26 protein-coding genes and 3 pseudogenes are annotated in these 25,417 nt (G+C 62.9%); 17 read left to right on the top strand and 12 right to left on the bottom strand.

What is annotated here, in order from left to right; genetic code table 11:
• The first annotated feature begins 17 nt into the window (after nt 1-17).
• The 3 genes from ACMGT0_RS29250 (at nt 18) to fdhA (ending at nt 3,112) form a co-directional block, all read left to right on the top strand.
• On the top strand, nt 18-650 hold the full coding sequence (locus tag ACMGT0_RS29250; RefSeq protein ID WP_054064617.1) for a sarcosine oxidase subunit gamma: 633 nt from the start codon (nt 18-20) through the stop codon (nt 648-650).
• A 246-nt stretch (nt 651-896) separates the two neighbouring features.
• Nucleotides 897-1,754, top strand: coding sequence for a formyltetrahydrofolate deformylase (gene purU / locus ACMGT0_RS29245; protein ID WP_017903087.1), 858 nt, complete (start codon nt 897-899; stop codon nt 1,752-1,754).
• Between the two features lie 158 nt (nt 1,755-1,912).
• A complete protein-coding gene (gene fdhA / locus ACMGT0_RS29240; protein WP_054064618.1) occupies nt 1,913-3,112 on the top strand; it encodes a formaldehyde dehydrogenase, glutathione-independent in 1,200 nt (399 codons plus the stop codon).
• 397 nt (nt 3,113-3,509) lie between these two features.
• Here the strand turns inward: fdhA and ACMGT0_RS29235 are convergent.
• Nucleotides 3,510-3,620: pseudogene (locus ACMGT0_RS29235) on the bottom strand (RHS repeat-associated core domain-containing protein); the annotation flags it as partial.
• Between the two features lie 602 nt (nt 3,621-4,222).
• Nucleotides 4,223-4,618 (bottom strand): annotated as a pseudogene (locus ACMGT0_RS29230) (RHS repeat-associated core domain-containing protein); the annotation flags it as partial.
• Between ACMGT0_RS29230 and ACMGT0_RS29225 the strand changes: the two are divergent.
• Nucleotides 4,508-4,762 (top strand): hypothetical protein, encoded by a 255-nt coding sequence (locus ACMGT0_RS29225; RefSeq protein ID WP_416770786.1) that lies wholly within the window; start codon nt 4,508-4,510, stop codon nt 4,760-4,762. The pseudogene ACMGT0_RS29230 and the gene ACMGT0_RS29225 sit on opposite strands and share 111 nt — an antisense overlap.
• Before the next feature lie 51 nt (nt 4,763-4,813).
• Here ACMGT0_RS29225 and istB read toward each other — a convergent pair whose 3' ends face one another.
• Both istB and istA read right to left on the bottom strand, forming a co-directional pair.
• Complete coding sequence (istB, locus tag ACMGT0_RS29220) at nt 4,814-5,596, bottom strand: IS21-like element helper ATPase IstB (RefSeq protein WP_416768943.1); 783 nt, start codon at nt 5,594-5,596, stop codon at nt 4,814-4,816.
• The gene (istA, locus tag ACMGT0_RS29215; RefSeq protein WP_416768942.1) at nt 5,593-6,618 is read right to left on the bottom strand and encodes an IS21 family transposase; all 1,026 of its coding nucleotides are present in this window, start codon (nt 6,616-6,618) and stop codon (nt 5,593-5,595) included. Before istA ends, istB begins: the two co-directional genes overlap by 4 nt.
• A gap of 177 nt (nt 6,619-6,795) precedes the next feature.
• Between istA and ACMGT0_RS29210 the strand changes: the two are divergent.
• A pseudogene (locus ACMGT0_RS29210) lies at nt 6,796-6,990 on the top strand (formaldehyde dehydrogenase, glutathione-independent); the annotation flags it as partial.
• A 57-nt stretch (nt 6,991-7,047) separates the two neighbouring features.
• Here the strand turns inward: ACMGT0_RS29210 and ACMGT0_RS29205 are convergent.
• Nucleotides 7,048-7,467 carry a DUF3757 domain-containing protein gene (locus ACMGT0_RS29205; protein ID WP_054058619.1) on the bottom strand — a complete coding sequence of 140 codons (420 nt, stop codon included), beginning with the start codon at nt 7,465-7,467 and terminating at the stop codon, nt 7,048-7,050.
• Between the two features lie 324 nt (nt 7,468-7,791).
• Nucleotides 7,792-8,370 carry a hypothetical protein gene (locus ACMGT0_RS29200; RefSeq protein ID WP_054058618.1) on the bottom strand — a complete coding sequence of 193 codons (579 nt, stop codon included), beginning with the start codon at nt 8,368-8,370 and terminating at the stop codon, nt 7,792-7,794.
• Nucleotides 8,371-8,582: 212 nt separating this feature from the next.
• Here ACMGT0_RS29200 and ACMGT0_RS29195 point away from each other — a divergent pair, with 212 nt between their 5' ends.
• The 7 genes from ACMGT0_RS29195 (at nt 8,583) to ACMGT0_RS29165 (ending at nt 13,141) form a co-directional block, all read left to right on the top strand.
• Nucleotides 8,583-8,828 (top strand): hypothetical protein, encoded by a 246-nt coding sequence (locus ACMGT0_RS29195; protein WP_054064621.1) that lies wholly within the window; start codon nt 8,583-8,585, stop codon nt 8,826-8,828.
• Nucleotides 8,829-8,999: 171 nt separating this feature from the next.
• Nucleotides 9,000-9,344: a type II toxin-antitoxin system Phd/YefM family antitoxin gene (locus ACMGT0_RS29190; protein ID WP_054058616.1), complete on the top strand. Its 345-nt coding sequence runs from the start codon at nt 9,000-9,002 to the stop codon at nt 9,342-9,344.
• A complete protein-coding gene (locus tag ACMGT0_RS29185; protein ID WP_054058615.1) occupies nt 9,344-10,003 on the top strand; it encodes an AAA family ATPase in 660 nt (219 codons plus the stop codon). Before ACMGT0_RS29190 ends, ACMGT0_RS29185 begins: the two co-directional genes overlap by 1 nt.
• Nucleotides 10,004-10,111: 108 nt before the next feature.
• Nucleotides 10,112-10,654, top strand: coding sequence for a DUF2780 domain-containing protein (locus ACMGT0_RS29180; protein ID WP_054058614.1), 543 nt, complete (start codon nt 10,112-10,114; stop codon nt 10,652-10,654).
• A 140-nt stretch (nt 10,655-10,794) separates the two neighbouring features.
• Nucleotides 10,795-11,220: a DUF350 domain-containing protein gene (locus tag ACMGT0_RS29175; RefSeq protein WP_192842714.1), complete on the top strand. Its 426-nt coding sequence runs from the start codon at nt 10,795-10,797 to the stop codon at nt 11,218-11,220.
• Nucleotides 11,221-11,231: 11 nt separating this feature from the next.
• Nucleotides 11,232-11,984 carry a DUF1190 domain-containing protein gene (locus ACMGT0_RS29170; RefSeq protein WP_416770783.1) on the top strand — a complete coding sequence of 251 codons (753 nt, stop codon included), beginning with the start codon at nt 11,232-11,234 and terminating at the stop codon, nt 11,982-11,984.
• A complete protein-coding gene (locus tag ACMGT0_RS29165) occupies nt 11,984-13,141 on the top strand; it encodes a glutathionylspermidine synthase family protein (RefSeq protein WP_054058611.1) in 1,158 nt (385 codons plus the stop codon). Before ACMGT0_RS29170 ends, ACMGT0_RS29165 begins: the two co-directional genes overlap by 1 nt.
• Nucleotides 13,142-13,144: 3 nt before the next feature.
• Here ACMGT0_RS29165 and ACMGT0_RS29160 read toward each other — a convergent pair whose 3' ends face one another.
• Complete coding sequence (locus ACMGT0_RS29160) at nt 13,145-14,032, bottom strand: acyltransferase (protein WP_416770781.1); 888 nt, start codon at nt 14,030-14,032, stop codon at nt 13,145-13,147.
• 195 nt (nt 14,033-14,227) lie between these two features.
• Between ACMGT0_RS29160 and ACMGT0_RS29155 the strand changes: the two genes are divergently transcribed.
• Nucleotides 14,228-14,728 (top strand): ATP-dependent zinc protease, encoded by a 501-nt coding sequence (locus tag ACMGT0_RS29155; RefSeq protein ID WP_054058609.1) that lies wholly within the window; start codon nt 14,228-14,230, stop codon nt 14,726-14,728.
• 187 nt (nt 14,729-14,915) lie between these two features.
• Here the strand turns inward: ACMGT0_RS29155 and ACMGT0_RS29150 are convergent, their stop codons facing one another.
• Nucleotides 14,916-15,722 carry an RHS repeat-associated core domain-containing protein gene (locus tag ACMGT0_RS29150; RefSeq protein ID WP_416773578.1) on the bottom strand — a complete coding sequence of 269 codons (807 nt, stop codon included), beginning with the start codon at nt 15,720-15,722 and terminating at the stop codon, nt 14,916-14,918.
• Between ACMGT0_RS29150 and ACMGT0_RS29145 the strand changes: the two genes are divergently transcribed.
• The 4 genes from ACMGT0_RS29145 (at nt 15,717) to creD (ending at nt 19,710) form a co-directional block, all read left to right on the top strand.
• Nucleotides 15,717-15,902, top strand: coding sequence for a hypothetical protein (locus tag ACMGT0_RS29145; protein ID WP_416773594.1), 186 nt, complete (start codon nt 15,717-15,719; stop codon nt 15,900-15,902). The two genes, ACMGT0_RS29150 and ACMGT0_RS29145, sit on opposite strands and share 6 nt — an antisense overlap.
• A gap of 248 nt (nt 15,903-16,150) precedes the next feature.
• Nucleotides 16,151-16,831, top strand: a complete 681-nt coding sequence (creB, locus tag ACMGT0_RS29140) for a two-component system response regulator CreB (protein ID WP_054058620.1) — start codon at nt 16,151-16,153, stop codon at nt 16,829-16,831.
• Nucleotides 16,831-18,249, top strand: coding sequence for a two-component system sensor histidine kinase CreC (gene creC / locus ACMGT0_RS29135; protein ID WP_054058607.1), 1,419 nt, complete (start codon nt 16,831-16,833; stop codon nt 18,247-18,249). Before creB ends, creC begins: the two co-directional genes overlap by 1 nt.
• An 87-nt stretch (nt 18,250-18,336) precedes the next feature.
• Nucleotides 18,337-19,710 (top strand): cell envelope integrity protein CreD, encoded by a 1,374-nt coding sequence (gene creD / locus ACMGT0_RS29130; RefSeq protein WP_054064630.1) that lies wholly within the window; start codon nt 18,337-18,339, stop codon nt 19,708-19,710.
• Between the two features lie 144 nt (nt 19,711-19,854).
• On the opposite strand, the gene ACMGT0_RS29125 is transcribed toward creD, so the two are convergent.
• The 4 genes from ACMGT0_RS29125 to ACMGT0_RS29110 form a co-directional block, all read right to left on the bottom strand.
• Nucleotides 19,855-21,147: an MFS transporter gene (locus ACMGT0_RS29125; RefSeq protein WP_416770778.1), complete on the bottom strand. Its 1,293-nt coding sequence runs from the start codon at nt 21,145-21,147 to the stop codon at nt 19,855-19,857.
• A gap of 332 nt (nt 21,148-21,479) precedes the next feature.
• Complete coding sequence (locus tag ACMGT0_RS29120) at nt 21,480-21,659, bottom strand: hypothetical protein (RefSeq protein WP_054058604.1); 180 nt, start codon at nt 21,657-21,659, stop codon at nt 21,480-21,482.
• Nucleotides 21,656-22,780: a PepSY-associated TM helix domain-containing protein gene (locus ACMGT0_RS29115; protein WP_054058603.1), complete on the bottom strand. Its 1,125-nt coding sequence runs from the start codon at nt 22,778-22,780 to the stop codon at nt 21,656-21,658. The genes ACMGT0_RS29120 and ACMGT0_RS29115 overlap by 4 nt, the downstream gene beginning before the upstream one ends.
• A 61-nt stretch (nt 22,781-22,841) precedes the next feature.
• Complete coding sequence (locus ACMGT0_RS29110; RefSeq protein WP_416770775.1) at nt 22,842-25,271, bottom strand: TonB-dependent siderophore receptor; 2,430 nt, start codon at nt 25,269-25,271, stop codon at nt 22,842-22,844.
• Nucleotides 25,272-25,417 lie beyond the last annotated feature (146 nt).

The following is a 25,417-nucleotide window of genomic DNA, read 5'->3' as shown; positions in this document are numbered from 1 at the left end:
CAATACAGGTGTTTCACATGAGCACAGCCAACGTTTACCAGCAACGCCCGACTTCCGGGGCCAAGGCCGAGTCGTCGTTGCACCATGCCGATCTCGCCAGCCTGGTGGGCAAGGGCCGCAAGAACGCCGGCGTGACCGTGCGGGAAAAGAAACTGCTCGGCCACCTGACCCTCCGTGGCGACGGCCATGACCCGGCGTTCGCCGCCGGCGTGAAGAAGGCCCTGGGGCTGGACCTGCCCGTGGCCCTGACCGTCGTCGCCAAGGGCGAGACCAGCCTGCAATGGCTCGGCCCGGACGAGTGGCTGCTGGTGGTTCCCACCGGTGAGGAATACGCCACCGAGAAGGCCCTGCGCGAGGCGCTGGGCGACCTGCATATCGCCATCGTCAACGTCAGTGGCGGCCAGCAACTGCTGGAGCTGAGCGGCCCGAACGTGCGCCAGGTGCTGATGAAGTCCACCAGCTACGACGTGCACCCGAACAACTTCCCGGTAGGCAAGGCCGTCGGCACGGTGTTCGCCAAGTCGCAGCTGATCATCCGCCATACCGCCGAAGACACCTGGGAACTGGTGATCCGTCGCAGCTTCTCGGACTACTGGTGGCTGTGGCTGCAGGATGCGGCGGCCGAGTATGGCCTGAACGTCCAGGCCTGATCCTGCTCGCGATGGCATCACCGCGGGGTACCTGATGCACCGCGTTGCCTGGATCCCTGTAGGAGCGTGGCTTGTCGGGGCGCCGAACCGCCGCGAATGCGTCCTCAAGGGCGCTAAAAGCTTCGCGGGCAAGCCTCGCTCCTACAGGATTTGGTGTGTACACAAGGGCGAGGATTGCCCGCAGGCCGATCATGATACGGCTGATCGATCACCTGGCGCTTGCCCCACAAAAACAGGAGTCACCCAATGAGCCGCGCCCCCGATACATGGATTCTGACCGCCGACTGCCCCAGCGTGCTCGGCACGGTGGATGCGGTGACCCGCTTCCTGTTCGAGCAGGGCTGTTACGTGACCGAACACCATTCGTTCGATGACCGCCTCTCGGGGCGTTTCTTCATCCGGGTGGAGTTCCGCCAGTCCGAAGGTTTCGACGAGCAGGCGTTCCGCGCCGGCCTGGCCGAGCGTGGCAAGGCCTTCGGCATGACCTTCGAACTGACTGCGCCGAACTACCGGCCGAAAGTGGTGATCATGGTCTCCAAGGCCGATCACTGCCTCAATGACCTGCTCTACCGCCAGCGGATCGGCCAACTGTCGATGGACGTGGTCGCGGTGGTGTCCAACCATCCCGACCTCAAGCCCCTGGCCGACTGGCACCAGATTCCCTACTACCATTTCCCCCTCGACCCCAACGACAAACCGGCCCAGGAGCGGCAGGTGTGGCAGGTGATCGAGGAGTCCGGCGCCGAGCTGGTGATTCTCGCCCGCTACATGCAGGTGCTGTCGCCGGAGCTGTGCCGCAAGCTCGATGGTCGCGCCATCAACATCCACCACTCGTTGCTGCCCGGCTTCAAGGGTGCCAAGCCCTATCACCAGGCCTACAACAAGGGCGTCAAGCTGGTGGGGGCGACCGCGCACTACATCAACAACGACCTGGACGAAGGCCCGATCATCGCCCAGGGCGTGGAGGTGGTGGATCACAGCCACTATCCCGAGGACCTGATCGCCAAGGGCCGGGATATCGAGGGCCTGACCCTGGCGCGGGCGGTGGGCTATCACATCGAGCGGCGGGTGTTCCTCAATGCCAACCGGACGGTGGTCCTCTGAGTTCCCAGGGCGCTTTCGAGCGCCCGCTCGCGGATTCATCCGCGAAAGCGATCCAAATAACAACGCAGTAGAAAAAGACACACGCACAACCCCGAGCAATCAACGCTTTGCCGCGTGGCAACGCGTCAGCTACATAAAAACAACAGCGAGGTGAAAGCATGTCTGGCAATCGTGGAGTGGTATACCTTGGCGCTGGCAAGGTAGAAGTACAGAAGATCGACTATCCGAAAATGCAGGACCCCCGTGGCAAGAAGATCGAGCACGGCGTGATCCTGCGTGTGGTGTCCACCAATATCTGCGGCTCCGACCAGCACATGGTCCGCGGTCGTACCACCGCCCAGGTCGGCCTGGTGCTGGGCCACGAGATCACCGGTGAAGTGGTCGAGAAGGGCAGCGACGTCGAGAACCTGAAGATCGGCGACCTGGTCTCCGTGCCGTTCAACGTCGCCTGCGGTCGCTGCCGTTCCTGCAAGGAAATGCACACCGGCGTCTGCCTGACCGTCAACCCGGCGCGTGCCGGCGGTGCCTACGGCTACGTCGACATGGGCGACTGGACCGGCGGCCAGGCCGAGTACGTGCTGGTGCCATACGCCGATTTCAACCTGTTGAAACTGCCGGATCGCGACAAGGCCATGGAGAAGATCCGTGACCTGACCTGCCTGTCCGATATCCTGCCAACCGGTTTCCACGGCGCTGTCACCGCGGGCGTCGGCCCGGGCAGCACCGTGTATGTCGCCGGTGCCGGCCCGGTCGGCCTGGCGGCTGCCGCCTCGGCGCGCCTGCTGGGGGCTGCCGTGGTCATCGTCGGTGACCTGAACCCGGCCCGCCTGGCACACGCCAAGGCCCAGGGCTTCGAGATCGCCGACCTGTCCCTGGACACGCCGCTGCACGAGCAGATCGCCGCGCTGCTGGGCGAGCCGGAAGTGGACTGCGCCGTCGACGCGGTGGGCTTCGAAGCCCGTGGCCACGGCCATGAAGGGGCCAAGCACGAGGCGCCGGCCACCGTGCTCAACTCGCTGATGCAGGTCACCCGCGTGGCCGGCAAGATCGGTATCCCCGGCCTGTACGTGACCGAAGACCCGGGTGCGGTGGACGCCGCCGCCAAGATCGGTGCGCTGAGCATCCGCTTCGGCCTGGGTTGGGCCAAGTCCCACAGCTTCCACACCGGCCAGACCCCGGTGATGAAGTACAACCGCCAACTGATGCAGGCGATCATGTGGGACCGCATCAACATCGCCGAAGTGGTGGGCGTGCAGGTGATCAGCCTGGACGACGCGCCGAAGGGTTATGGCGAGTTCGATGCCGGTGTGCCGAAGAAATTCGTGATTGATCCGCATAAGTTGTTCAGTGCGGCGTAAGTGGTAAAAGGGCAAGGCGGAAAAGGGCGATGGTGATGTCGCCCTTTTTTATTGAACTTGTCCCGTCCTGAATAAGGTTTACACCTCCCATCCCAATTCTCGGGTGCACATGGAAAAATGTGTAAAGCGTACGCGGCGTGATTAGTGCTTTTGTAAATTCTTGCTCATGGGGAAGGGGTGAGTAAATATCAGAAAGTTTTAGGTAGCCCAGGGTAATCATAATTTTTTATAGCTAGATTTGGGCTATCGCTCTGTCGTATCTGATGTGTGTCGACTTTTCCACGATTCTGATATTCCTGTTTTTTAGCATATTTTCATGAGGGTCAAAGTATCTTGGCTTTAGGTTGGAAATAATTCCAAGGGTATGCTCGGATTTTGATAACTGCTGCTCGAAATCGCGTACTCGCGTTGTATTAAATCCTGGATACCCGTTGCCCAACAAATAATGCCCCGTCACCGGGGCCGGTTGTTCGCCATTGAAGCCCAGCAGGCTGAGCAAACCGTTTTCCGGATAAGGAACCCGTCACGGCATGAAACCCGTGCGGCGGATGTTCACTCGACTTGCACCGCGCCCGCCTGGCGGCCTTTGGGGCCAGCCTCGGCGATGAAGGAAACCTTTTGTTCTTCCTTCAGGTTGTGTGTGAAAGCGCTGCCTCTTCTTAACGAAAGCCCCGTTACCCGCATGTTCTTATCCGCAACACCTCTGACCCCAGCTGCCGCAAAATTCAGAAAGGCTCCGGCGAAATGAGTTCCAGTCGGTTCGTTAAAGAATTTTTCTGCCCATAATCCTGCCTCTCTCAGATGTGCTGTTGTATTGCTTATTTTTCCAGCGTTCACTTGTTGAACTATTGATTCGAGTGCCTTGGCTTGAGGCATGGTCAAGGCCTTGTTGCCATGACTAGCCAGGTTATCGTTAACGTTTGCCAGAGTATAAACGTATGGTGCAGGATGTGGGTCCGCTGCGGTTATAGTCTTCAGGTATCGCCTTTCAATAGGAATTGACTCAGCGGGAACCATGCCCCTTGTTACCGCCTGGCCAGTAGCTGTGATCATGTCATCGAAAAAATTTAGAGAGTTCTGGATGATTGCCCGTATAGCTGCCAGCGCACGGCCCGTGGGGTCTGAGAAATTCACCGGATCGCCCTCGCAATACGCATACGCATTCAACCCACCCTCTCCAAACGGACTCAAACTGTCCGGACTGTTAAACCGCATCAACACCGGATTGAACGCCCGATACCCGTTGCCCAACAAATAATGCCCCGTCACCGGGTCCGGTCGTTCGCCGTTGAAGCCCAGCAGGCTGAGCAAACCGTTTTCCGTGGGACGATGGCCGTACGGCGTGTAGGCGATGGGGTGAGGTTGCGTGGCATCAAGGGCGTGCAGAACTGAACGTTGCTGATCGGTGGCGAGCAAAGTGGTTTCGACCGCGCCGCCCTGACGCTGCTGTTGAGCCAGGAGTTGATCCTCCTGCTGGAAAATCGAGCGCTGTATCGCACCTTGGATCTCGGTGGAGAGACGGTCCTTCAGGTAAAAGCGCTGGGTATTGGCTTGTACCGATGGGGTGTAGTCGGTCAGGCGATCCAGTGGGTCATAACGATAGCGACAAAGCAGGCTTCTATCTGTGTGTCAACGCCAACCCAAAACTGACCCCTCTACCTCATTTTTCGCCAACTGAAATTTGACCCCCTTGGCCTGTTTCTAAACGGTTTTCTCTGCCCTGGTCGGGCTGGTACCCGCCTTGCGTTTGTCCTTGAGGCGATAGCTGTCGCCCGAGATCTGCACGATGTGTGCGTGGTGTAGCAACCGATCCAGCATCGCGGCCGTCAGCGTCTGGTCATCCGCAAAGGTGCCAGCCCACTGGGTAAACGGCAGGTTGCTGGTCAGAATCATGCTGCCGCGCTCGTAGCGCCTGGCGACCACGTTGAAGAACAGGTTGGCTTCGTCGCGACCGAAAGGCAGGTAGCCAATTTCGTCGATGACCAACAACCGAGGCCCCATCACCGCACGGTTGAAATACTCTTTCAGGCGATCCTGTCGATGGGCCGCTGCCAGTTGCAGCATCAGGTCAGCGGCGGTGATGAAACGGGTTTTGATACCCGCCTGGGTCGCGCGATAGGCCAGGGCGCAAGCCAGGTGCGTTTTGCCTACGCCACTGGGGCCGAGCAGGACGATGTTCTCGGCACGTTCGACGAAGCTCAGCCCGGCCAACTCCTGCAGTTGCGCTCGCGGCGCACCGCTGGCAAACGCGAAATCGTACTGCTCCAACGTCTTGAGCGCAGGCAGTGTCGCCATCTTCAGCAATGTCTGGCGCGAGCGCTCAAGGCGTGCCTCAGCTTCAGCGCGCAGCAACTGCTCCAGGAAATCGGCGAAGCTCTGTTCCTGAGTCGCGGCTTGTTGTGCCAGGCCCGCCCAGTCCACCGCCATCCGTTCAAGCTTGAGCTGTTGGCACAGTTCGATGATGCGGGCATGCTGCAGGTTCATCGGCTCAACTCCAGTAACTCATCATAGACCGAAAGCGGGTGCTGCAAGCTCTCATGCGGTAGAACCCGTCCCAGGCGCAACGAGGTGATCGTCGGTGCGCTCGTCACCCGGCAGGCTGGTAGGGGCAGCAAGACATCACGTTCTTCAGCCAGGCGAGTTGCCGGTTTTACACCGGTGGTGCCATGTATCCGCTGGTGCGCGATTTCCTCGAGCCAACGACCAATATGCGCATTGGCGGTGGCCACATCCAACGGTAATCCCGCGCTCTTGAGCGTGGCCGCCAATGGTGTAATGAAACTGCCCTTGAGGTAGCCGTTGAAGCGCTCGACCTTGCCTTTGGTCTTGGCCCGATAGGGCCTACAAACACGAGGACGAAAGCCATATTCGTCGGCCAGCGCCAATAACCGGGGATGCCAGCGATGCAGACCTTCGCCATAGGCATCGCGCTCCAGGATGATCGCTCCGGCGTTGTCGAACAGCGCCTCCTCGGGTACCCCGCCGAAATAAACAAAAGCCTCACGCAAGCCGTCCAGCCATGCATCACTGTCTTCGCGGGCACCGAAGCGGACGAAAGTGACGCGGCTGTAGCCCAGCGTGGCGACGAATGCCTTGAGCGGGTTACTGCCCCTGCGGATGGTGGTGAAATCGACTTGCACCTGCTGACCGGGCGCCGTCTCGAAGCGCACCACAGGGTCATGACGCGGACATTTGAACGGTGCCAGGTAGGATTTGAGCCGGCTGATGCCGCCTGTGTAGCCTTGTGCCTGGACTTCACGCAATAGCACCGTCGCAGGAATCCAATGTGGCCGGGCCGCTTCCACGCGTTCTTGCAGATAAGCCTTGAACGGGTCGAGCTTCTCTGGACGCGCTGCTCGGCCTGTATAGCGCGGCGACTCGGCTTCGCCACGCAGGTACTTGCGCACGGTGTTGCGCGACAAGCCCAGCGTGCGCGCGATGGTTTTGATGCCCATGCCCTGACGGGCCAATACCCTGATTTCCACTGACTGCTCCTGGGTCAACATCTCGGCAGCTCAAAGCCGCCATGATGGCCCAGGGGGTCAAATTTGCGTTGGCGTTAGGGGGTCAGTTTTACATTGGCGGTGACATCTGTGGAGGGCATTGGCTTTGCTCCTTGAAAACCAGAAAGAAATATATTGCTCAGGCAGGATGCCGGTTATCTGTCTGACAGAAGTAATAGGTACTGCCAGACCCCGCTCATGAAGTACAACCGCCAACTGATGCAGGCGATCATGTGGGACCGCATCAACATCGCCGAAGTGGTGGGCGTGCAGGTGATCAGCCTGGACGACGCGCCGAAGGGTTATGGCGAGTTCGATGCCGGCGTGCCGAAGAAATTCGTGATCGATCCGCACAAGCTGTTCAGTGCGGCGTAAGGTGCAATCACGATAGAAAAAGGGCGACCACGGTCGCCCTTTTCTGTGTTTCGCCGTTCACTGCGTGGTGATCAGCGCGCTGTATGAGAATCCACAACGGCTGGTTTCCCCGCTTTTGCAGAAGCCATCCTTCCAGTCGGTGTCCGGGGAGGGTTTCCAGTCCTGGACGGCCTTGAGCGTCAGGCGGATTCCCGCGTCACCGTCCCCTTCGTAGTCACAGATCACCGCCTGGGTGCTGGCCTTGTAGCTGGCGCTGACGAACGCGACCTTGTACTCAATCCCGGTTTCCGGGTTTTCACCGGTCCATTGACTGCCCCCCGGGCCCTTGGCGTCGTAGGTGTAGCCTTCGCTGCCCGGGTGCTGGTTGATGTCGCCTGCCCGTGGGCAGGTTGCGGTCAGCACCGGGGTTTCGGCCCAGGCCTGGCCTGCCAGTGCCAGGGTGAGTACTGCCAGACTGGTTGCAAGTCGGTTTTGCATGAGTCGGTACTCCCTTCCGTTGTCTTGGGCCTTCATGTTGAGTGGCCGGGGAGGGGGCGGCTACTGTCAGAAATGACAGTTCTCAAGGTCGTTTCGAAATAACCGGGAGGGTGGATCGACGGCGGGGCTATTAGCGGGTGTCAGGCTGGGTGAATGGCGGGTCAGGGGTGTTGGGCCATTCGCGGGCAAGCCCGGCTCCTACAGGGAGCGGGCCTTCGCACAGCACCGGCACACCGACAAACCGTAGGAGCCGGGCTTGCCCGCGAAAGGGCCAGTGGTCTCACCCGTCATCTTCCGGAGGTGACCGCAGACTCAAGCTTCCCTTCAGCGTTGGACTGACTTCGCCGCACTCACCCGCTGACAGAACTCCGGATAGAAACCCCAGCCACTCGGATCGCGACAATAGTCGCTGGCCTGGGCCAGCGCCTCGGTGCCGAACTTCAGTTCCCGGGGCATGCTGGCGAAGTTGATGTAGCCGCCCTGTTGGGTCTTGATCGCGTCGAAGCCGTCCATCTGGTAGACCAGCTCGACGTCATCGGCGGCGACGATCCGCGCCTTGATCGTCACCTGGGCATACTGCTTGCCACCCGGCGCATTGTTCACCGCCGCCAGGCCCTGGCCGACCGTGCGCAGCAGGCGTGGAACCCAGGCTTCTTCGCTGTCGGCGACCTTCTCGGGCTGATAGCGGATAGTCAGCGTCTGCTGCTCGTGGCTGACGTCGGTCAGTGCGGGGTCGATGCGCCTGATGCGGTGTTCGAGGGTCAGCCAGGCGGTCTGCTCGTCGCCGAGGTTGTCGGGCAGTTCGGGGTTGAGCGGGCCTCGCTGACACTCGTGCACGCCGAAAGCGATGGCCAGGCCGGCCAGGATGATTGCCAGGGCGGTTCCGCCGATTTTCACGTCCATACGCGCACACTCCCTCAGGGACTCCCATTTTACGCCAAGTGCCCAGCCGCCCGCACAAGCCGCGATCATCGATTCCCAGTCCCTGCCCGCGGTTTTCCATCGGGGCCGGTCGTGTTTTCCGCTGCCGGCTGTCGCCGCCGGGTAATGGTCGCCACGTCGCTCGCCTTCCAACATGAGCCCCCCATTACATCACTCGATAACGAGGTGCCTTCATGGCCAAAAAGGAAATCCGACTCTCCCTGGAAGACATCGACAACAATGGCAGCCCGGAGGTGCTGGTAGAGTTCTACGAAGGTAATGAGCTCGTCTTTGCTTCGGCCGTTTCCTCGTCTGGCGAGGACAAGACCTACGACACCGTCAACGTCCGGGTGGACATGGATGAAGATGGCGACCTGGATGCCGACGACGAGCGTCATCTGCTCTCCCTGTGCCAGGCATTCGCCGGATTCGCCCGCTAACCCTTCGGATGGCCGCCTGCCTTCGCCACGCCGCGGGTAGGTGGCTTGCCTCTGGCCCTCACGCCCCTGGCGGGAAGGGTCAGGGCTTTTACAGGTCAATAGGGCAAAAATGGCCAAAATGGCCGGCGGTTGTTATAGTGCAGGGGACTTCCCTGTCTGCGAGCACACGTCATGATTGCCCTGCCTGACCTCCTCGATCTGCCGCGCCAGAATGCCTCCCAGGTGAAGAACAAGTGGGCCGATGTGGTCCGCCTGGTCCATCAGTCCGGCAGTGTCGCGGTCACCAACCATTCCACCGTGGAAATGGTCCTGCTGGACGCCGAGACCTACCAGCAACTGACCGCCCAGGTGCAGGCCTACCAGGATCGCGAACAGTCGGCCCTGGATGAGTTGACCCAACGTTTCGATGCGCGTCTGCGGAGCCTGCAGGAACCCCGGGCGGCCCAGGGTGTACGCTCGCTGCTGGCGTCCAGGGGCAAGCTGGGCAAGCGGCCTGAAGCCGGCTCCACGTTCTGATGAGTGCGCCGCCGGCCAGCGAGCGCCCGTTCATTTTCGTGCTGGCCGGGGTCAACGGCGCCGGCAAGAGTTCGGTGGGGGGCGCGTTGCTCGCCGAGAACGGCCTGGACTGGTTCAACCCCGACAGCTTTGCCCGAGAACTGACCGCCAGCCTCGGCATCGACCCGCAACGGGCCAACGGCCTGGCCTGGGAGCATGGTCGCCAGCAGCTGGAAAACGCCCTGCGCGAGGGGCGCAACCATGCCTTCGAAACCACCCTGGGCGGCAACACCATCGCCCTGATGCTCGCCCAGGCGGCGCGGACCCACGATGTGGTGATGCTGTTCTGCGGCCTGTCCTCGCCGGAACAGCACCTGCGCCGGGTGCGCCTGCGGGTGGCGCGTGGCGGTCACGATATTCCACAAGCGAAGATCCGCGAGCGCTGGGTCAAGTCGCGGCTCAACCTGGTCGCCCTCATGCCGTATCTGGCGCACCTGCAGGTGTTCGACAACAGCACCGACGTCGAGCCGGGCGAGGAGATTCCCGATCCGTTGCTGGTGCTGGAAATGGCCGACGGCCACCTGCTCAGCCCCGATCCGCAGGACGCCCAGGCCCTGCAAGCCACGCCCGAGTGGGCTCGGCCACTGGTCCAGGCGGCGATCGAACGGCTGCCCGGCTGACGAAAAGGTCACCCCCGCCAGGCGGAACAAGCCCGGCTTTTTCCACTCCAATGGCCAGCGCCGACCGCTGGCCAGCGGCGGCCTTCGATGATTTGTGAGGTAGCTGCAATGAAAATTCCACGCGGTGTCGTACTGGCTTCGCTCCTGACCTTCGCCGCTACGCCGGTGTTCGCGGCGTTCAGCCTGAATGACGCGGCCAATGCGTTGTCGGCTTTGCAGGGTGGTCAGAACGGCAATGCCACGGCGCCGGAGGGTGGCCTGCTCAGCGCCCTGGGATCGCAACTGAACGTCACCCCGGAACAGGCCATCGGCGGCGCCGCCGCCATGCTCGGCCTGGCGAAGAACCAGCTCAGCGGCAACGACTATTCGCAGTTGAGCCAGAGCGTACCGGGCCTCGACCAGTTGTCCGGCGCGGGTGCCCTGGCCGGGCTTGGCGGCCTGCTCGGCCAGTCGGTCGGCGACTCGGCGGTGGGCAACGCCCTGGGGAATGTGAAGAACACCCACGACCTGAACAACGCCTTCGACGCCCTGGGCATGGACAGCGGCATGGTCGGCCAGTTTGCGCCGATCCTCCTCAGCTACCTGGGCGAACAGGGTGTCGGCGGCTCGCTGTTGCAGAGCCTCGGCGGTATCTGGGGCGCGGGTGGCTGAACCCCGCTACGGCTGACGACGCACCGGACTCCGCGAGGAACCGGTGCGTTTTTGTTTGTGCGGCCACGACGCGGGTTCAGTTATCGTGTGCGGTGTGCTATTTGTCGCCGCCTGTTCATGGAGAGAGTGGCACAAGCATGTTGGTCGATGCGGTGAAGATGTCGTTGCACCTGGATGCGGTGATGGGATTCGTCCTGTACCTGCTGGTGGCACTGCTGGTTTTCGGGCTGTATGCCTGCCTCTACACCCGGATGACGCCGCACAGGGAGTGGACGCTGATCCGCGAGGGCAATATTGCCGCCGCGATCGCGCTGGGCGGCGCGTTGATCGGTTTCGCGATTCCGGCGGCCAGTGCCATCGCCCATTCGGTATCGCTGGTGGATTTCCTGATCTGGGCGCTGATCGCCCTGGTCGCCCAGTTGCTGGCGTTCGGCCTGGTCAGTCTGTCGATTCGTGGCCTGTCGGTACGGATCGCCAGGGGTGAGTCGGCGGCGGCGATTCTCTCGGCGGCGATTTCCATCAGTGTCGGCCTGCTCAATGCGGCCTGCATGACCCCTCCGGTCTGAGGGGGCTGGCGATGAAACGTAGTCAACGTGTTGGCCTGGTCCTGCTGGGCAGCGTGCCCTTCGTGCTGGTGGCCTGTGACGGTGAACAGGTGCGTACGCGGGACGTCATCAAAACCACGTCGTACACCAGCGAGCCGGCCTGTGTCGCGGCCGGCGTGGCGGCCGATGTCTGTGCCGACGCGGCGGCCGAGGCTCGGGAACAGCATCTGGAAATCGTTCCGGAATATGCCAGCCAGGATGCCTGCGCCAGTGATTTCGCCCGCAGCGATTGCGTGGCTGACCTGGGCAACAGCCGTTTCCACCCGCTGATGTCCGGCTTCAACCTGACCACCGTGCAGGCGGTGCCGGCACCTCTTGAGCAGGAGCAGGAACAGGAGGCCCAGGCTGCCGTCCAGAGCGCCCCGCCCGTTTCATCCTCGGGCGGCGGCAGCTATGGCGGTTCGTTCGGCGGTTCCGGTTACTCCAGCCATTCCAACGATTGGGGCAGCCGCTTCTGGCGCTGGATCGGCCTGGGCAGCGACCCCTATGCGCCGCGCTACTTCAGCGAGCCGCTGTACAACGAGCGCGACGGCCGTGGCGGTTATCAGGCCAGCAGCCTCAACCAGCAGGCCCGGGCCGGCAAGACCTTCGCCCAGTCGACCAACGCGCGCTTTCGCCTGAACAGCCCGGAGCAGTTCACCCCGGCCTCCTACCGTGGCTCGGCACCGCGGATGGTCAGCCGTGGCGGTTTCGGCTCGTCCCACGGCAGCAGCAGGGGCGGCTGATGAAACGCATCTCCAGCGTACCCCGCCCGGACTGGCAGGCCACCGCCGAACGGCTGGGCTTCCACTTCCACACCTTCGATGGCGAACCCTATTGGGACGAGTCGGCGTACTACCAGTTCAGCCTGCGCCAGATCGAGGACGACCTCGAAGAGCCGACCCGCCAGTTGCATGAGCTGTGCATGGACCTGGTCGAGCGGGTGGTGGACAGCGAGCACCTGCTCGACCGCCTGGCGATTCCCGAGGGCTATCGCGACCTGATCCGCCATTCCTGGCGCCAGGGCCACCCGCACCTCTACGGGCGGATGGACCTGTGCTACGACGGCCGCGGCCCGGCCAAGCTGCTGGAGACCAACTACGACACGCCGACTTCGTTGTACGAGGCGAGTTTCTTCCAGTACGTCTGGCTCGAGGAGCAGATGCGCCGCGGGCAACTGCCGGCCCGTGCCGACCAGTTCAACAGCATCGAGGACAAGCTGCTGCAGGCCTTCGTCGAGATCGGCTTCCCGTCGCCATTGCACTTCGCCTCGGTCCGCGACTCGCTGGAGGATCGCGGCACGGTCGAGTACCTGAGCGACATCGCCCGCCAGGCCGGGCTGACGACGCAACTGCTCGACATCGAGGCGATCGGCCTGGATCGGGCCGGGCGTTTCGTCGATGAGCAGGACCTGCCGATCAGCACCCTGTTCAAGCTCTATCCGTGGGAAAACCTGTTCAGCGAAGCCTTCGGCCCGGCCATCGCCCACAGCCAGACGCTGTTCGTCGAGCCGCCGTGGAAGGCGATCCTGTCGAACAAGGGCGCCCTGGCGCTGCTCTGGGAAATGCATGAGGGCCACCCGAACCTGCTGCCGACCTTCATCGACCCGCAGCCGAACGGCCGCCCGGAACGGGGCTGGGTGCGCAAGCCGTTCTTTTCGCGGGAGGGCGCCAATGTCGAGATTCACTCGCCGACCGGCGAACGGGTCAGCGAGCCGGGCCCCTATGACCAGGGGCCGTTCGTGCTGCAGCAGTTCCAGCCGCTGCCTTCATTTGCCGGCAGCCACACGGTGCTCGGCAGCTGGATGATCGGTGATCAGCCGGCCGGCATCGGCATTCGCGAGGACAACTCGCTGATCACCAAGGACACCAGCCGCTTCCTGCCGCACATCATCCTCGACTGAGGTTCAGTCGCGCTCGCTGCGCAGGGCGGCGATGCGCTGGTCCTTCTCGCTCCAGAGCTGGTTGACCCAGTCCTGGACCCGCTTGCGCAGCACCGGGTCGTTCTCGTAGTCGCCCTGCCACAGGCTCGGGTCCATGGCGCGGGTGTGGAAGTCGATGATCACCTTGGGCACGTTGCCGCTGATCAGGTCCCAGAAACCGGGGATCTTCTCCTGCGGATAAACCACCGTGACATCGAGCACCGCGTCCAGCTGTGCGCCCATCGCGGCGAGGACGAAGGCCACGCCGCCGGCCTTGGGCTTGAGCAGATGCTGGAACGGCGAGGCCTGCTGCTGGCGCTTGGCCTCGCTGAAGCGGGTGCCTTCGAGGTAGTTGACCACGGTCACCGGCTGGCGCTTGAACAGCTCGCAGGCGGCCTTGGTGATTTCCAGGTCCTGGCCCTTGAGTTCCGGGTGCCTGTCGAGGAAGGCCTTGGAGTAGCGCTTCATGAACGGGTAGTCCAGCGCCCACCAGGCCAGGCCCAGGAATGGCACCCAGATCAGTTCCTTCTTGAGGAAGAACTTGAAGAACGGCGTGCGCCGGTTGAGCGACTGGATCAGCGCCGGAATGTCGACCCACGACTGGTGGTTGCACACCACCAGGTACGAAGTGTCGCGGCGCAGGCCATCGGCGCCGCGAATGTCCCAGCGGGTGGGGATGCACAGGGAGAAGATCAGCTTGTCGATCTCGGCCCAGGTCTCGGCGATCCACATCACTGCCCAACTGGCGTAGTCGCGCAAACGGCCGGGCAGCACCAGCTTGAGCAGGGCGAACACCATCAGCGGGCCGAACAGCACCAGGGTGTTGAGCAGGAGCAGCAGCGTAACGAGGCTGCCGGTGAGCAGGCGGCGCATAAGGGAACTCTTTCAAGGGCGTGAGGGCGCGCCATCATAAAGCGGGGGCGGACAGACGCCAAATCCGCTGATCGACGAATGTTTCACGCACGATGTGCCAGGATGGCGGTCATTTAGCCGATTGTTCATGAACCAATGACGACGGCGCGGTCTAAACTGCTCGCCTCTGCGCGTCCACACAAAGGTACAGCCCAAGTGAAATCCGTTCTTGCCCTGTTGTCCCTCCTGGCCCTGCCGGTCATGGCCGCCGAGCCGACCCTCTACGGGCGCTACGAATACATCCGTCTGCCGGAGATCGGCCAGACCTTCAAGGCCAAGATGGACACCGGCGCGCTCACCGCGTCGCTGTCGGCCAAGGACATCGAGCTGTTCAAGCGTGACGGCGAGGACTGGGTGCGCTTCCGCCTCGGCACCGCTGACGCCGACAACAAGGTCTACGAGCACAAGGTCTCGCGCATCAGCAAGATCAAGACCCGTGCCGAGGAAGACGAGGACGGTGAAGCCGCCGACCCGAGCAAGCGCCCGGTGGTCGACCTGGAAATGTGCCTGGGCAACGTCAGGCGCACGGTGGAGGTCAACCTGACCAACCGCAGCAGCTTCAACTACCCGTTGCTGATCGGCGCCAAGGCCCTGCGCGAGTTCGGTGCGGCGGTGAATCCGGCGCGGCGGTATACGGCGGACAACCCGGACTGTTGAGCCTGGTTCGAGTCAGCCAGCCGATCCAGCGGGTCGTAGTGATAGCGACACAGGAGGGTTTCGCGAGCAGAGGTCGGCATGGCGTAGTCTCCGTTCAGGGGCGAAATACTCTGCCGAGTGTTGGCTGTTTTCAGGCTCTTGCCTACTAGCAGAACCATCAGGTTCGTGGTGCAGTGAGTACGCAGATCTATAGATACGCCAGCACGACATATTTTCGGCGATGCTCCCGGCCGTGCCGAATATTTTCCAGTCTTCTGCTGACTCGCTGAAAGAGTTCTTGACCGTAGTCAGGATCGGTCGGACGGAGCGGGGTTGTGTCTGTTGCTTCTCTATAGGTGGGCGGCGCTATCTGAGGGTTGGATTGTGTCCTGCCGTAGTCGTAGTTTGAATGGGATTGATTGGGCCTGGTCGAGGAAGATGCCTGAGTCCTTTGGGAAGGTTGACTGTGGAGCATAGGTGCTGGTTGTGCTGATGGGTGGGAACGCCACCGTTCTGCGCTTATGCTGTAAGTCGCGACACGTTCAGAGTCGATGGGGACGGTCAAAGTATCGAGACCGGTTTGAGGTGCTCCCGGAGGCCGGTCCAGGTTCACTGGTACGGGCGTGGATGGTTCTGCTGTCCCAACTGGTTGTGAAACTTGAGCTCTACCCGGCCGAGTCGTAAGGTGAGATCTTGAACGCGGTAGGCTTGATAGAATCTCGCCGAATCCTGGAACATGCCCGGTCGGATCCTGCCTGTTGACCGGATCTCCCAAGCAGTACGCATAGGCATTCAACCCACCTTGCCCAAACGGACTCAAGTTGTCCGGACTGTTGAAACGCATCAACACCGGGTTGAATGCCCGGTAGCCATTGCCCAGCAGATAGTGCCCGGTCAGCGGATCTGGCCGTTCGCCGTTAAATCCGAGCAAGCTGAGCAATCCATTCTGCGGTGTCCGCTGTCCGTAGGCGGAATAGGCGCTGGGTTGTCGCTGCTGGGGGCTGAGGCAATGCAGGACCGAACCCTGGGTATCGGTGGCGAGCAGATGGCTTTCGCTGGCGTTTGCGTCCTGCCGGTGTTGTGCCAGCAGATGGTCGTCGTACTGGAACACACCGGTGCGAACCGTGCCCTGGATCTCGCTGGCCAGGCGGCTCTTGCAGTAGAAGCGCTGGACGCTGGCCTGGTCGACCGGTGAGCAGTCGGCCAGCCGATCCAGTGGGTCGTAGTGATAGCGGCACAGGAGGGTTTCGCGAGCAGAGGTCGGCATGGTGTGGACTCCGTTCAAGGGCGAAAATACTCTGCCGAGTGTTGGCTGTTTCCGGGCTCTTGCCTACTAGCAGAACTATCAGGCTCGCGCCCCTGCTCACAAAGCCAGCCCCTGCCGATTGACGGCGCGACACGCCTGCGGCACCGTTGCGCGATCACTCCCAGCGCTCGGACGCCATGCCCCATATCCTGATTGTCGAAGACGAAGCGGCGATTGCCGATACCCTGATCTATGCCCTGCAGGGCGAGGGGTTCACCACCACCTGGCTGAACCTCGGCGCCGCCGCGGTGGAGTACCAGCGCACCACGCCGGCCGACCTGCTGATTCTCGATATCGGCCTGCCGGACATCAGCGGCTTCGAAGTCTGCAAGCAACTGCGGCGCTTCACCGAAGTGCCGGTGATCTTCCTCAGCGCCCGTGACGGTGAGATCGACCGGGTGGTGGGCCTGGAGATCGGCGCCGACGACTACGTGGTCAAGCCCTTCAGCCCGCGGGAAGTGGCGGCGCGGGTGCGGGCGATACTCAAGCGTGTGGTGCCCCAGGCGCCGGCGGCGGTGGTCGACGAGCGTTTCGTGGTCGATCACGAACGGGTGCAGATCAGTTACCGCGGCCAGGTCCTGAGCCTGACCCGCCATGAATTCCGCCTGCTTGCCTGCCTGCTGGAACAGCCCGAGCGGGTATTCAGCCGCGAGCAACTGCTCGATGCCGTCGGGGTCGCGGCGGATGCCGGCTACGAGCGCAGCATCGACAGTCACATCAAGAGCCTGCGGGCCAAGCTGCGGCTGGTGGCCAGCGCGGCCGAACCGATCCAGACCCACCGCGGCCTGGGCTACAGCTACAGCCCGAGTCACAGCTGATGCCGCTGGGGCTGCGGATTTTCCTCGTCTACTTCCTGTTCGTCGGCCTGACCGGCTATTTCGTGCTGAGCACGGTGATGAAGGAAATCCGCCCCGGGGTGCGCCAGTCCACCGAGGAGACCCTGGTGGACACCGCCAACCTGCTGGCGGAAATCCTCCATGATGACGTCAAGTCCGGCACCCTCGGCCAGAGCCGCCTGCCCGAGGTGCTCAAGGCCTACGGCCAGCGCAAGCCGGCGGCGAACATCTGGGGCCTGCCGAAGAACCAGGTCAACCACCGCATCTATGTGACCGATGCCAAGGGCATCGTCCTGCTCGACTCCGCCGGGTTGGCCCTCGGCCAGGATTATTCGCGCTGGAACGACGTGTACCTGACCCTGCGTGGCGAGTACGGTGCGCGCTCGACCCGCTCCGATCCCGACGACCCGAATTCGTCGGTGATGCATGTCGGCGCGCCAATCACCGACCACGGCCAGATCATCGGCGTGGTCACCGTGGCCAAGCCCAACAGTTCGCTGCAGCCCTATGTCGATCGCACCGAGCATCGGCTGATTCTGTGGGGCGCCGGGCTGATCGCCCTGGGCCTGCTGTTCGGTGCACTGCTGTCCTGGTGGCTGAGCGCGGCCCTGCGCCGGCTGACCGCCTATGCCCAGGCGGTCAGCGAAGGCCGACGTGCCGAGCTGCCGCATTATCGCGGCGGAGAAATGGAGCAGTTGGCCAATGCCGTGGAACACATGCGCACACAACTGGAAGGCAAGGCCTACGTCGAGCGTTATGTGCATACCCTGACCCACGAACTGAAAAGCCCGTTGGCGGCGATCCGTGGGGCTGCGGAGCTGTTGCACGGCGAGATGCCGGACGCCCAGCGCGAGCGTTTCGTCGGCAATATCGAGAACGAGAGTGCGCGGATGCAGCAGTTGATCGAACGGCTGCTGAACCTGGCGCTGGTGGAACAGCGCCAGGTGCTGGAAGAGCAGGTCGAGGTGCCGCTGGCGGCATTGGTCGACGACGTGCTGCAGGCCCAGGCCGCCCGTATCGAGCGGGCCGGCTTGCAGATCGAGCGCCGGATCGCTGCGCACGTCAGCGTGTTCGGCGAGCGTTTCCTGCTGCGCCAGGCCATCGGCAACCTGCTGGAGAACGCCCTGGACTTCACCCCGGCTGGCGGGACGATCCGCTTCGCCGCCGAGCGCGAGGGACAGCTGTTGCGGTTCAGCCTGTTCAACCAGGCCGAGGCGATTCCCGACTACGCCCTGCCACGCCTGAGCGAACGTTTCTACTCGTTGCCGCGCCCGCAGAGCGGCCGCAAGAGCACCGGGCTGGGGCTGAACTTCGTCGAGGAAGTGGTGAAGCTGCACGGTGGCGAACTGCGGATCGGCAACGTCGAGGGTGGGGTCGAGGTGACGTTGCGTCTGCCCTGAATCTCCACACAGTCTCCACATGGGCTCCATCAACGCCCCATAAGGAGGCTCCAGACTCTCTCCCATTCCAATCAGGGAGAGAGACCCATGAACCGCAGTCTGGCAATAAAATTCGGGGCGATTGCCCTGCTGATGCTGTTGTTGCTGATCCCGTTGATGATGATCGACGGCTTGATCAGCGAGCGGCAGTACCTGCGTGACGGTGTCCTGGAAGATATCGCCCGCAGTTCCAGCAACAGCCAGTTGATCAGCGGTCCGGTGCTGGTGGTGCCCTATCGCCAGACGGTGCGCGAGTGGAAGACCGACGCCAAGGGCAAGCGTACCCAGGAGAGCAAGGAAGTCAGCGGGCGGCTGTACCTGCTGCCGGAGCGTTTCGTCCTCGATGGCAAGGTCCAGACCGAGCGCCGTGCGCGCGGGATCTATGAGGCGCGGCTGTTTCACGCCAATAACCATATCAGCGGCACCTTCGTCGTGCCGCCACAGTTGGGCATCGACGAGGGTTTCGCCGATTACCGCTTCGACGAGCCCTATCTCGCGGTCGGTATCAGCGATATCCGGGGTATCGAGAACGCCCTGACGCTGCAGTTGGGCGACCGGCAACTGGAGTTCATGCCGGGAACCCAGGTGAGCTGGCTAGGCGATGGTGTGCATGTGAACCTGCCGCGGGTCGACGGTCGGCTGCAGCAGCGCCTGGACTTCGAGTTCGACCTGGCGCTGCAGGGCACCGGCCAGTTGCAGGTGATTCCGGTGGGCAAGACCAGCAACGTGCACCTGGCCGCCGACTGGCCGCACCCGAGCTTCATCGGCAACTACCTGCCGACCCAGCGTGAAGTGGGCGAACAGGGCTTCACGGCCAACTGGCAGACCTCGTTCTTCTCCACCAACCTGCATGAAGCGATGGGCAATTGTGTGGACACCAACGATTGCGAGGCTTTCAAGTCCCGCAGTTTCGGGGTGAGCCTGATCGATCCGGTGGATCAGTACCTGAAGTCCGATCGGGCGATCAAATATGCATTGCTGTTCATCGCCCTGACGTTCGCCGGTTTCTTCCTGTTCGAAGTGCTCAAGCGTTTGGCGGTGCACCCGATCCAGTACGCCCTGGTGGGCGTGGCGCTGGCACTGTTCTACCTGCTGTTGCTGTCGTTGTCGGAGCACCTGGGGTTCGGCCTGGCGTATCTGGTGTCGGCGGGGGCCTGTGTCGGTCTGATCGGTTTCTATGCCTGCCACGTGTTGCGCAGCCTGGGGCATGGGCTGGGTTTCGCGCTGGCGCTGGCCGCGCTCTACGGCCTGCTGTACGGATTGCTGAGCGCCGAGGACTATGCATTGCTGATGGGCTCGCTGCTGCTGTTCGGCCTGCTCGGCGTGTTCATGGTACTGACCCGCAAGCTGGACTGGTACGGGGTTGGTTTGGCGAAGGGGGGCGATGACCTGCCGGTCGCCGGCGAGGTGGCCCATGAGTAGGTCACTGGGGTTGCGCGAGGACCAGCAGTGGGGGATGGAGTTGGCACGGCTTATCCGCGAAGGCGCCCTTGAAATGGCCAAGAGCTCCGCGGCGGTTCGGCGCCCCGAACCGCCGCGAACAGGCCCTTGAGCCTCACATGAGGGCTACGCCGTGGCGGGAGTGCCGCTCAGCGTCGGTTCATTCGGCGCGGGCTTGAGCGGCCGGGCCACGTTCCACACCAGCAGCGCGGCGACGATGTCGAAGATTGCCAGCACCACGAACAGTGGGCTGTAGCCGACCTTGGTGACCATGATGCCCAGCAGCATGGTGAACAGTGCCGCGCCGAAGTAGCCGAACATGCCGCCGACCCCGGTGGCGGTGGCCACTTCGTTCTTGCCGAAGGAGTCGGAGGTGATCGCGTATAACGCGCCCGACAGGGTCTGGTGGGCAAAGCCGCCGACACAGAGCAGGGCGATGGCGGTGTAGGGGCTCTCCACCAGGCCGATGCAGGCCGGGCCGATCATGCAGCTGCAGCCGAGGAACATCACCATCTTGCGCGAGGTGAACAGGCTGACCTTCAGGTGCTTGTGGAAGAACGGGCTCAGGTAGCCGCCGAGGATACAGCCGAGGTCGGCAGCGAGGAACGGCAACCAGGCGAACATCGCGATTTCCTTGATGTTCATGTGCCGTTCGGTCATCAGGTACAGCGGAATCCAGGCGTTGAAGGTCTGCCAGGCCGGTTCGGAGAGAAAACGCGCGCTGGCGATGGCGAAGAAGTTGCGGCTGATGACGACTTTCTTCCAACTGCCCTTTTTCGTGCCGGTGTCCTTGAAGTGTTCTTCCTGGCCACTGAGGATGTAGTCGCGCTCGGTGTCGCTCAGGCGCTTCTGGTCCCGCGGGTGCTTGTACAGCCACAGCCAGGTCAGGCTCCAGACGATGCCCAGGGCGCCGACGATGATGAACGCCAGTTGCCAGCCGCTTTGCAGGATCGCCCAGACCACCAGCGGCGGTGCCAGCAGTGCACCGAAGGACGAGCCGATGTTGAACCAGCCGATGGCGACGGAGCGCTCCTTGGCCGGGAACCACTCGGTGGTGGTCTTGACCGCCGCCGGCAGGCCGGCGGCCTCGGTAACGCCGAGCAGCCCGCGCACGAACGCCAGGCCCTGCCAGCCGCTGGCCAGGGCCGCCGCCGCGCAGGCTAGGGACCAGGCGATAGCGAAAATCGCGAAGCCCAGCTTGGTACCGATGGCGTCGACGATGTAGCCGGCGATCGGCTGCATCAGCGCATAGCCGATCTGCCAGGCGACGACGATATGCGAGTACTGCTCGGTGGAAACGCTCATCTCGCTCATCAGCGTCGGTGCGGCCACCGACAGCGTGTTGCGAGCCAGGTAGTTGACCATCAGGCCACAGGTGACCAGGCCGATCATCCACCAGCGGATGCCTTTGATTTTCATCACTTCACCCTTGTTGTTTTTGGAGTCGAGGGAGTGCGCAGCGCCCCGCGTTCGAACGGCAAGCCGGTTCACGGGGTACATCAGGAGGGCGGCGAAGGGGCCGGGTGTGCAAGGCGCAGGGGCCTGCCGAGGAAGCAATGAGTCCGATCATTTGCGTTGACACTCTTTGAATTATTTTTATTGGAGCGAATTTGTTTCGTTGTATGTCGTCGTATGACTTGTGCCTTTATAAGGACTGTCGAGAGCGGATGTCAATTGGGATTTCGATAAAAAAGCGCCTCTTGGGGTTTTTGACCCGTGGGCGCTTCTGATGTTGTCGTATGACTCGGCGGTCAGCGGCGTCGCAGCAGAGCCTGGATGCCGATGAGGGTTGGCACGCCCAGGCCCAGCCAGCTCAGCGTGTCCCACAGGCCGTCGCCGAGCAGGGCGGTGAACAGCCCGGCGGCCGTGAGCACGGCGATCAGCAGCGGGATGGCGAAGACCTTCCAGAAACTCGACGCTCGCGGTTTCATCGGCTGGTCTCCGTCGTCACGGTGGCCCTGGCGTGGCGGCGGACCCACCACAGGTACAGGCCGCTGCCGAGCACGATGATGGTCAGCACGTCGAGCAGGGCCCAGAGGATCTTCATCGGCAGGCCGCCGTAGTCGCCGAAGTGCAGCGGCTGCGACATGCCCATCGCGTCCATGTACCAGGGCCTTTCGGCCACTGCGGTGACCTGCAGGTTGCTGGCGTCGATCAGCACCGGCGTCAGCAGGTGCGAGGTCAGGTGGCTGGCGCCCTTCATGAACACCGCGTAGTGGTGTTCGCTGGAGAAGCGTGTGCCGGGGAAGGCGATGAAGTCCGGTTGCATGCCGGGCGCGGCCTGTTCGGCAATCTTCAGCAGCTCGCTGGCCGGTGCGCGGAGGGTCAGTGGCGGGGCGTTGCGGTAGGGCTCGACCATGGCGGCGAGGCTTTCGTTGCGCCAGGCGTCGATGATCAGGTCGGCGCAGGCGCTGATCACACCGGTGATGCCGACCACCAGGCACCAGGTCAGCGTGACGATGCCGATCAGGTTGTGCAGGTCGAGCCAGCGCAGGCGCGTGGACTTGTCCTGGCGCACGCTGGCGAACTTCAGGCGGCGCATGAACGGCAGGTACAGCACCGTGCCGGAGACCAGTGCCAGTACGAACAGCACGCCCATGAACGCCAGCAGCAGCTTGCCGGGCAGGCCGGCGAACATGTCGACGTGCAGGCGCAGCAGGAACAGCGTCAGCCCGCCGTTCGCCGCCGGTGTTTCCAGCGCCTCGCCGGTGCGGGCGTCGAGCAGGAAGGAATGGGACGAGTTGGGTTCGGTGCCGGCGGTGGCGGCCATGATCGCGATCACCCCGTTCGGGTCATCGTCGTCCCAGGCCAGGTACTGCAGGGCTTCGCCTGCGCGATGGGCCTGGGCGGCCTGGACCAGTTGCTCCAGGTTCAGTCGTGGAGTGTCGGCGGGCATCTGCCGCAGCTCGGGTTCGTTGCCCAGCAGATGATCGATTTCATGGTGGAAGACCAGCGGCAGCCCGGTCAGCGCCAGCATCAGCAGGAACAGGGTGCAGATCAGGCTGGTCCAGGTGTGGATGAAGGACCAGCGGCGGATGGTTTGGCTTTTCATGGCTTTCCCAAATGCGAAAGGGTCACGGTTGCCCGTGACCCTTGTTTCAACGCCTGGCGGTTTACCACTTGTAATTCACGCTGGCGACCACACTGCGCTGGTCGCCGTAGTAGCAGTAGTAGCTGTCGCAGGTGGACAGGTATTCCTTGTCGAACAGGTTGGTGGCCTTGACCGCCACGGTGGCGCCCTTGAGGGCGTTGTCCACGCGGCCCAGGTCGTAATGGACCGAGGCGTCGAACACCGTGTAGGCGTCGGCCTTGCCCAGCCAGGTGTTGGCCTGGTCGCCATAGGTGTTGCCGGTGTAGCGGGCGCCGGCGCCAATGCCGAAGCCGTCGAGCAGGCCGCTGTGCCAGGTGTAGTCGGTCCACAACGAGGCCTGCTGCTCGGGCATCCGTTGCAGGCGGTTGCCCTTGTAGAGGCCTTTCTGTACTTCGGACTTGGACAGGGTGTAGCTGGCGATCAGCTTGAGGTTCTCGGTCACGTCGGAGGTCGCTTCCAGTTCCAGACCCTTGACCTTCACTTCGCCGGTCTGGCTGGTGACCGAGACATTCCCGACCATGTCGGTGACCTGGACGTTTTTCTGGGTCAGGTCGTAGACTGCGGCGGTGAGCAGGGTGTTGCTGCCTGGCGGCTGGTATTTCACGCCCAGTTCCCATTGCTTGCCTTCGGTCGGCTTGAAGGTTTCGGTGGGCGAAGCGCTGGCGTTGCTGGCCGGCTGGAACGACTCGGCGTACGACAGGTAGGGCACCACGCCCGAGTCGAACACGTAGCTGATTGCCGCGTTGCCGGTGAACGCCTTGTCACGCTGGGTGTTGGTGACGTCGTTCTTGTTGAAGTAGGTGGTGCCGCTGTGGACCCAGTCCTCACGACCGCCGAGGGTCAGGCGCCATTGGTCCAGGGCCATCTGGTCCTGGATGTACAGGCCGGTCTGGTTGGTTTTCTGGTTGTAGTCGTAGTAGGCGGTGGAACGTGCCGGACGGGTGATCGCCAACCCGTAGGTCGGGTTGTTCACGTTGATACCGGGCGCGCTGCCGAAGATCGAGGTGTAGGTGGTATCGCTGCGCTGGTGGTCCAGGCCGAGCAGCAGGGTGTGGGCGATGTCGCCGGTGTTGAAATTGCCCTGCAGGTTGTTGTCGACGGCGATCTGGCCGATGTTTTCGTCGGTGCTGGTGGTGGTGCGCGAAGACAGGTTGCCCTGGTCATCCACCAGCCCATAGGGATAGGAAGTGGGTGTGATGGCCTGGAAGTGCAGCTCGGACTTGGTATAACGCAGGTTCTGGCGGAACTGCCAGGTGTCGTTGAAGCGGTGCTCGAAGGCGTAGCCCAGCGAGTAGTACGTGCGGTCGTAGTATTCCCAGTTCGGGTCGCCGAGGTTCTTGTCGCGGGAGATGTCGCCAAATGGCATCTTGATCTTGGTGCCCTGGATCGGCCGGAACTGGCTGGTCATCCCGGTATCGTCGCGGGTGAACTGCGACAGCAGGGTCAGCTGGGTGTCGGGGTCGATGTTCCAGGTCAGGCTGGGGGCGATGTTGTAGCGCTTGTCGTCGATCTTTTCGATCTGGGTACCGCCGTCGCGCACCACGCCGCTGAGGTTGTAGAGGAACTGGCCGTCGTCATCGATCTTGCCGGTGCTGGCGAAGTTGATCTGGCGATGGTTATCGGTGCCGTACTGCACTTCGATTTCATGGCTGGCTTCGGCGCTGGGGCGACGGCTGACCATGTCGATCAGGCCGCCTGGCGGGGTCTGGCCGTAGACCGAGGAGGCCGGGCCGCGCAGCAGGGCGACGCGATCGAGGTTCCAGGTTTCCATCTTCGGGTTGGCATACACGCCCTTGGGCAGGGGCAGACCATCGAGGAACTGGGTCGGTTCGAAACCGCGCACCAGCAGCCAGTCGGCGCGGCTGTCGCTGCCGAAGCTGCTGGCGACGATGCCCGGCATGTAGCGTACGGCGTCGTCGAGGTTCTGCACGTTGCGCTGTTTCATCTGCTCGCGGGTCGCCACGGAGATCGAGCGTGGCGCCTCGACCAGCGCGGTGTCGGTCTTGGTGCCGACTGCGGTGCGGGTGGCCACGTAGCCTTCGACCGGGCCCCAGGCGCTTTCTCCAGTGCCCTGGCCGGTGATATTGGTTTCCGGCAGGGCCAGCGCGCCAGTGGTAACAGGGACCAGGGTATAGGTCCCGGCACCGCTCTGCACCAGTTGCAGGCCGGTGCCGTTCAATGCGGCATGCAGGGCGCCGAGGGTGTCGAATTGGCCCTGGACCGGTGCCGAGGTCTTGCCGGCGGCCAGGGCCGGGTCAAGGCTCAGCACCACGCCCGCCTGGCTGGCGATCTGGCTCAGCACGGCGCCCAATGGGCCGGCCGGCAGGTTGTAGGCGCGCACGCTGGAGGCCTGTTCGGCGGCGATCAGCGTCGGGCTGAGCAGCGGCGTGCCGAGAGCGATGGCGGCGGCCAGGAGACTGGGGCGGAGCAGGGTATCGAGCGTGCGGGACATGGGCGGATTCCTGAATGGAAATGTTTCTCACTGCCTATGGGCCGGACGAGATTCGGAAAGTGATAGGGCTGATTGAAAATAATTTAGATTCACGTCGGTGCTCAGGATGAACACTGTCCTCCCGTGGGAGGCATTCCGTGGCCGGT

The organism is Pseudomonas sp. RHF3.3-3 (assembly GCF_048069595.1).
GTDB classification, from domain to species: domain Bacteria; phylum Pseudomonadota; class Gammaproteobacteria; order Pseudomonadales; family Pseudomonadaceae; genus Aquipseudomonas; species Aquipseudomonas fuscovaginae_B.
Note: the sequence above shows the minus strand (reverse complement) of the source record. Positions and strands in the feature narration are given on the sequence as shown.

Coding starts and splice junctions, on each gene's coding strand:
- ACMGT0_RS29250 (WP_054064617.1), top strand. CDS start 18: ATGAGCACAGCCAACGTTTACCAGCAACGCCCGACTTCCGGGGCCAAG.
- purU (WP_017903087.1), top strand. CDS start 897: ATGAGCCGCGCCCCCGATACATGGATTCTGACCGCCGACTGCCCCAGC.
- fdhA (WP_054064618.1), top strand. CDS start 1,913: ATGTCTGGCAATCGTGGAGTGGTATACCTTGGCGCTGGCAAGGTAGAA.
- istB (WP_416768943.1), bottom strand. CDS start 5,596: ATGAACCTGCAGCATGCCCGCATCATCGAACTGTGCCAACAGCTCAAG.
- istA (WP_416768942.1), bottom strand. CDS start 6,618: ATGTTGACCCAGGAGCAGTCAGTGGAAATCAGGGTATTGGCCCGTCAG.
- ACMGT0_RS29205 (WP_054058619.1), bottom strand. CDS start 7,467: ATGCAAAACCGACTTGCAACCAGTCTGGCAGTACTCACCCTGGCACTG.
- ACMGT0_RS29200 (WP_054058618.1), bottom strand. CDS start 8,370: ATGGACGTGAAAATCGGCGGAACCGCCCTGGCAATCATCCTGGCCGGC.
- ACMGT0_RS29195 (WP_054064621.1), top strand. CDS start 8,583: ATGGCCAAAAAGGAAATCCGACTCTCCCTGGAAGACATCGACAACAAT.
- ACMGT0_RS29190 (WP_054058616.1), top strand. CDS start 9,000: ATGATTGCCCTGCCTGACCTCCTCGATCTGCCGCGCCAGAATGCCTCC.
- ACMGT0_RS29185 (WP_054058615.1), top strand. CDS start 9,344: ATGAGTGCGCCGCCGGCCAGCGAGCGCCCGTTCATTTTCGTGCTGGCC.
- ACMGT0_RS29180 (WP_054058614.1), top strand. CDS start 10,112: ATGAAAATTCCACGCGGTGTCGTACTGGCTTCGCTCCTGACCTTCGCC.
- ACMGT0_RS29170 (WP_416770783.1), top strand. CDS start 11,232: ATGAAACGTAGTCAACGTGTTGGCCTGGTCCTGCTGGGCAGCGTGCCC.
- ACMGT0_RS29165 (WP_054058611.1), top strand. CDS start 11,984: ATGAAACGCATCTCCAGCGTACCCCGCCCGGACTGGCAGGCCACCGCC.
- ACMGT0_RS29160 (WP_416770781.1), bottom strand. CDS start 14,032: ATGCGCCGCCTGCTCACCGGCAGCCTCGTTACGCTGCTGCTCCTGCTC.
- ACMGT0_RS29145 (WP_416773594.1), top strand. CDS start 15,717: ATGCAGGACCGAACCCTGGGTATCGGTGGCGAGCAGATGGCTTTCGCT.
- creB (WP_054058620.1), top strand. CDS start 16,151: ATGCCCCATATCCTGATTGTCGAAGACGAAGCGGCGATTGCCGATACC.
- creC (WP_054058607.1), top strand. CDS start 16,831: ATGCCGCTGGGGCTGCGGATTTTCCTCGTCTACTTCCTGTTCGTCGGC.
- creD (WP_054064630.1), top strand. CDS start 18,337: ATGAACCGCAGTCTGGCAATAAAATTCGGGGCGATTGCCCTGCTGATG.
- ACMGT0_RS29125 (WP_416770778.1), bottom strand. CDS start 21,147: ATGAAAATCAAAGGCATCCGCTGGTGGATGATCGGCCTGGTCACCTGT.
- ACMGT0_RS29120 (WP_054058604.1), bottom strand. CDS start 21,659: ATGAAACCGCGAGCGTCGAGTTTCTGGAAGGTCTTCGCCATCCCGCTG.
- ACMGT0_RS29115 (WP_054058603.1), bottom strand. CDS start 22,780: ATGAAAAGCCAAACCATCCGCCGCTGGTCCTTCATCCACACCTGGACC.
- ACMGT0_RS29110 (WP_416770775.1), bottom strand. CDS start 25,271: ATGTCCCGCACGCTCGATACCCTGCTCCGCCCCAGTCTCCTGGCCGCC.